We start from the raw sequence: 4,907 nt of genomic DNA, 5'->3' as shown, positions 1-4,907 counted from the left end.
GTTACCAGAAGCCACACAAAGAACTTCTTCACAATGAACACCTCCCACTTTTGAGTTTCTTCATCTTTAAATTTCCAGAGCTTTTTTAGAAGAGTTCCTGTTTTTTGTTAAGAAATGTTAAGTTGAACTATTCCAAGACCAGAGGTTAGTTACAACAACTACGCTTTGTGGTATAATTTATAAACGAAAGTGATAAAAATCACAATCCTCCTGAGGTGGAGGGGAAAATCCTGACACCGGGGGAGGGGATAGATGGAAGTATACCCCTCTCCCGGTGCACAGAGAGGGGGTTTTTGTTTTGGAGAAGAGATTCTACATACTCACCATCGTTGTAGAAGACAGAGAGAGAGCCTACCGACATGTGAACGAACTCCTTCACAATTTCTCCGAAGACATACTACTCAGGGTCGGATACCCCGTCAAAGAAGAAAACATGGCGATCATATTCCTTGTTCTGAAAACAGACAACGACACGGTAGGAGCCCTTTCCGGAAAGCTCGGTCAGATTCCCGGGGTTCGTGTGAGAACAGTCCCCTTGAGGAGGTGATGCGCATGTACATGTTCACAAGAGAACGAGTGGAAAGCAAGTCCTTCATTCCAGAAGAAAAGATATTCGAGCTTCTTGAGAAGACCAAAAACCCTGATCCTGCAAGAGTCAGGGAGATCATCCAGAAATCACTGAACAAGAACAGACTCGAGCCGGAAGAAACCGCCACCCTTCTGAACGTAGAAGACCCTGAACTTCTAGAAGAAATATTCGAAGCGGCCCGTACTTTGAAAGAAAGAATCTACGGAAACAGAATCGTTCTTTTCGCGCCGCTCTACATAGGAAACGAATGCGTCAACGATTGTGTTTACTGCGGTTTCAGGGTCTCCAACAAACTTGTGGAAAGAAGAACACTCACGGACGAGCAGTTGAAAGAAGAGGTCAAATCCCTCGTCTCTCAGGGGCACAAAAGACTTATAGTGGTCTACGGAGAGCATCCAAAATACTCCCCGGAGTTCATCGCAAGGACGATCGACATTGTGTATAATACCAAGTACGGCAACGGTGAGATCCGAAGAGTGAACGTCAACGCTGCACCTCAGACGATAGAAGGCTACAGGATCATAAAGTCTGTGGGGATCGGCACCTTCCAGATTTTCCAGGAGACGTACCATAAGAAGACGTACCTGAAACTCCATCCGAGAGGCCCCAAATCGAACTACAACTGGAGGCTCTACGGACTCGACAGAGCGATGATGGCCGGCATCGACGATGTGGGTATCGGTGCCCTCTTTGGCCTCTACGACTGGAAGTTCGAAGTGATGGGTCTCCTCTACCACACGATCCACCTCGAGGAAAGATTCGGAGTGGGGCCACACACCATTTCCTTCCCGAGAATAAAACCCGCCATAAACACCCCCTACTCGCAGAAACCGGAGCACGCTGTGAGCGATGAAGATTTCAAAAAGCTCGTTGCTATCATAAGACTTTCTGTTCCGTACACGGGAATGATACTGACGGCAAGAGAACCTGCAAAACTCAGAGACGAAGCGATAAAACTCGGTGTCTCGCAGATAGATGCTGGATCCAGAATAGGGATCGGAGCGTACTCTCACAGAGAAGACGATGAAGACAGAAAAAGACAGTTCACCCTTGAGGATCCAAGACCTCTCGACCAGGTCATAAGAAGTCTACTGAAGGAAGGATTCGTTCCATCTTTCTGCACCGCATGTTACAGGTCAGGAAGAACGGGAGAACACTTCATGGAGTTTGCAATTCCCGGTTTTGTGAAAAACTTCTGCACACCAAACGCTCTCTTCACGCTCCAGGAGTACCTCTGTGACTATGCAACGGAGGAGACGAGAAAGATAGGAGAAGGAGTCATCGAAAAGGAACTTCAAAAGATGAATCCAAAGATAAGAGAAAAAGTAAAGGAGGGACTCGAAAGGATAAAGCGCGGTGAGAGGGATGTCAGATTTTAAAAAGATCCTGGAAGAGATAGCAGAGAAATACGACTGCAAGATCTGGATTTCTGAAAAGATTGGAAAAAGATGGTCCTTTTACAGGGACCTGAAAGCGGGGAGGGAAAAGTTCCTCCCCGCAGAACTCCTCGTTGAAAACGGAAGATTCGGGGTCTTCGCAGAAGACTTTCCCAAGGAGAAAAAAGGCGAGGTAATCCCTGTTTTGAAAGAAATCCTGGAGAGGTTAGGAGGATGAAGCCGTGACCAAGCTGAAAATTCTGGAAAGACTCAAAAAGAGAGAATTTACAAGAGAAGTTCTGAAGGAAGCACTTTCCACAAATGACAGAGAGTTCAACGATGCCCTCTTCAGGCTCGCAGACGAGGTGAGGAAGAAGTACGTTGGTGACGAGGTTCACATCAGGACGATCATAGAGTTTTCCAACGTGTGCAGGAAGAACTGTCTTTACTGCGGTTTAAGGAGAGACAACAAGAATTTGAAGAGATACCGAATGACACCGGAAGAGATCGTCGAGAGAGCGAAACTCGCCGTCCAGTTCGGTGCAAAAACGATCGTTCTTCAGTCCGGTGAAGATCCTTACTACATGCCGGATGTGATCTCCGAAGTGGTGAGAGAGATAAAGAAAATGGACGTTGCCGTCACACTGAGTCTTGGAGAGTGGCCAAGAAAATACTACGAGAAATGGAAAGAAGCAGGAGCAGACAGGTACCTTCTGAGGCACGAAACTGCAAATCCCGTTCTTCACAGGAAGCTGAGGCCAGACACATCCTTCGAAAACAGAGTGAGGTGTCTTCTCACCCTGAAAGAACTCGGCTACGAGGCAGGAGCCGGATCCATCGTGGGTCTTCCAGGACAGACGATAGACGATCTTGTGGATGACCTTTTGTTCCTGAAGAAATACGACTTCGACATGGTAGGGATAGGTCCCTTCATACCACACCCTGACACGCCGCTTGCGAACGAAAAGAAGGGAGATTTTACCCTCACGCTGAAGATGGTAGCTCTCACGAGGATCCTCATTCCAGATTCGAACATTCCGGCGACCACCGCCATGGGAACGATCGTCCCGGGTGGTAGAGAAATCACGCTCAGGTGTGGAGCAAACGTCATCATGCCCAACTGGACCCCATCACCATACAGACAACTCTATCAGCTTTACCCCGGAAAGATCTGTGTTTTTGAGAAAGACACCGCCTGCATCCCCTGTGTGATGAAGATGATAGAACATCTTGGAAGAAAACCGGGAAGAGACTGGGGTAGTAGAAAGAAGGTCTTTGAAACCGTTTGAACATGAGTTAAAATATGGTTCGGTACACAATCTCAGTAGGAGGCTATCCCATGAACATAGACGACATCCTGTTTTCGTACGGGGAAGAAGATGTCCCTTTCAAAGCGCTGTCTTTCCCCATTTTCGAGACGACAAATTTTTATTTTGACAGCTTCACAGAGATGACAAAAGCTCTCAAAAACGGGGACTACGAGTATGTCTACAACAGAGGAAGTAATCCCACAACGAGGCTGGTCGAAAGGAAGCTTGCAGCTCTCGAAAAGTGTGAAGATGCCCGTCTTGTCGCTTCCGGAATGAGTGCGATCACCCTCTCTATCCTCCACTTCCTCAGGTCAGAAGACCACGTGGTGTGTGTGGATGAGGCGTATTCCTGGGCAAAGAGATTCTTCAACTACCTCTCCAGAAAGTTTGACATCAAAGTGAGTTTTGTTCCACCCGACTCGGACAGAGTGCTCAAGGCTATAACGAAGAAGACAAAGTTAGTCTACCTTGAAAGTCCCACCAGTATGAGAATGAAAGTTCTTGATGTGAAGAAGATCACGGAGGTGACAAGAGAGCTTGGAATAAAGACCATCTTTGACAACACATGGGCATCCCCTGTTTTTCAAAATCCAAGGCTTCTGGGAGTAGACGTGGTGGTTCACTCTGCAACGAAATATATATCGGGCCACGGAGACGTAATGGCAGGTGTGATCGCAGGAGACAAAGAAGACATGATGGAAATCTTCCAGGACGAGTTCAAGAGCATTGGAACGGTGCTCTCACCGATGGAAGCGTGGCTCATTCTGAGAGGACTCAGGACACTGGAGATCCGAATGAAAAAGCACTATGAGAACGCCCTTGCAGTGTCTGGATTTCTTTTCGATCATCCGAAAGTCCTGGAAGTGAACTATCCGATGAATCCAAGGTCACCTCAATACGAACTTGCCTCATCACAGATGAGTGGTGGATCTGGACTGATGAGTTTCAGGTTGAATACGAAAAGTGTGGAGAAGGTAAAGGAGTTCGTTGAAAACCTGAAGGTTTTCAGGATGGCGGTGAGCTGGGGAAGTCATGAGAACCTTGTTGTTCCAAGAGTAGCCTATGGAGACTGCCCAGAAGAGGACGTGAACCTCATCAGAATACACGTTGGTATTGGAAATCCAGAGAAACTCATAGAGGATCTCGATCAGGCACTCAAAAAGATATGAAGCCCCCAGACGAGGGCTTTTTGTTTTGTGGAGCGTGGATTACCACCAGAAGGCTTCGATTCTTTTAACAATTGCAACATAATCGTTCTGATTATCAACGAAAACTCCTTCATTTTGAAAATCAGCCGGTGAATTAGAGGAAGTGTTTGGATAGCCACCACTACCGGGTCCATATGTTTCAACAAGAGTTCCTTTCACGAGTTCTGCAAGAGCTGCATTTCCTACATCGTATTCCAAAACTATTACAATTTCATTTTCTTCTTCATCTGGAATCGCTTTAACTTGTTGCAATTTTGAATCATTTAATATCTCACTATCTGCAAATTCACCTGCTAACAATTTACTCTTAAGATCGATAGTTAAAAGATCATTGGTACTGGGCAATGTCGCCATCAAATACTGTTCTATCCCCTGTTCTAAATTTCTAAGTTGAACCGCTATCCTTGTTGCCCTTGCCTTCTTC

6 protein-coding genes are annotated in these 4,907 nt (G+C 46.5%); 5 read left to right on the top strand and 1 reads right to left on the bottom strand.

The genetic code is table 11. The features are described from left to right. Positions 1 to 298 precede the first annotated feature (298 nt). From J7K79_RS02630 to J7K79_RS02610, 5 genes are read left to right on the top strand one after another with little or no spacing between them, the layout of a single operon-like run. Positions 299 to 547, top strand: a complete 249-nt coding sequence (locus tag J7K79_RS02630) for a TM1266 family iron-only hydrogenase system putative regulator (RefSeq protein WP_296904870.1) — start codon at positions 299 to 301, stop codon at positions 545 to 547. Positions 548 to 552: 5 nt separating this feature from the next. Beyond that, positions 553 to 1,968: a [FeFe] hydrogenase H-cluster radical SAM maturase HydG gene (gene hydG / locus J7K79_RS02625; protein ID WP_296904867.1), complete on the top strand. Its 1,416-nt coding sequence runs from the start codon at positions 553 to 555 to the stop codon at positions 1,966 to 1,968. After that, complete coding sequence (locus J7K79_RS02620) at positions 1,955 to 2,203, top strand: hypothetical protein (protein WP_296904865.1); 249 nt, start codon at positions 1,955 to 1,957, stop codon at positions 2,201 to 2,203. Before hydG ends, J7K79_RS02620 begins: the two co-directional genes overlap by 14 nt. Before the next feature lie 4 nt (positions 2,204 to 2,207). Beyond that, positions 2,208 to 3,254 (top strand): [FeFe] hydrogenase H-cluster radical SAM maturase HydE, encoded by a 1,047-nt coding sequence (hydE, locus tag J7K79_RS02615; protein ID WP_296904863.1) that lies wholly within the window; start codon positions 2,208 to 2,210, stop codon positions 3,252 to 3,254. A gap of 50 nt (positions 3,255 to 3,304) precedes the next feature. Next, positions 3,305 to 4,444, top strand: a complete 1,140-nt coding sequence (locus tag J7K79_RS02610) for an aminotransferase class I/II-fold pyridoxal phosphate-dependent enzyme (protein ID WP_296904860.1) — start codon at positions 3,305 to 3,307, stop codon at positions 4,442 to 4,444. A 39-nt stretch (positions 4,445 to 4,483) separates the two neighbouring features. Here the strand turns inward: J7K79_RS02610 and J7K79_RS02605 are convergent. Continuing rightward, the coding region (locus tag J7K79_RS02605) for a hypothetical protein (protein ID WP_296904857.1) at positions 4,484 to 4,907 on the bottom strand (424 nt) is incomplete at its 5' end.

This window comes from Thermotoga sp. (assembly GCF_021162145.1).
Lineage (GTDB): Bacteria > Thermotogota > Thermotogae > Thermotogales > Thermotogaceae > Thermotoga.
This window is presented reverse-complemented; position numbering and strand designations above follow the sequence as displayed.

Coding starts and splice junctions, on each gene's coding strand:
- hydG (WP_296904867.1), top strand. CDS start 553: ATGTACATGTTCACAAGAGAACGAGTGGAAAGCAAGTCCTTCATTCCA.
- J7K79_RS02620 (WP_296904865.1), top strand. CDS start 1,955: ATGTCAGATTTTAAAAAGATCCTGGAAGAGATAGCAGAGAAATACGAC.
- J7K79_RS02610 (WP_296904860.1), top strand. CDS start 3,305: ATGAACATAGACGACATCCTGTTTTCGTACGGGGAAGAAGATGTCCCT.